Source organism: Citrobacter sp. wls619 (assembly GCF_005281345.1).
Classification (GTDB): domain Bacteria; phylum Pseudomonadota; class Gammaproteobacteria; order Enterobacterales; family Enterobacteriaceae; genus Citrobacter.
Map to the genome: position 1 here is coordinate 1 of NZ_SZXJ01000068.1, position 217 is coordinate 217.

Annotated in this window: 1 pseudogene; it reads right to left on the reverse strand. The window is 41.9% G+C overall.

From position 1 onward, the window contains the following. Positions 1 to 217: pseudogene (locus FDX19_RS25320) on the reverse strand (hypothetical protein); the annotation flags it as partial.

The window sequence follows — 217 nt, forward strand, 5'->3', positions numbered from 1 at the left end:
CCACTCTTTTTATTTCTTTTCCTTCAGGGCTGTCACGCATAACACCATCTGAGTTTCTCTCCAGCGCCGGGAAAGGGGCCATATATGTTGCTACCTGCCACGTTTGACCGTAATCTTTAGATATTTTATATGCCCCAGGTTCCCATCGCGGTATAAGAATATACTTATCTGATGGATGAATATATACTCCGGAAAAGATCTGATACGTTGAATAAAC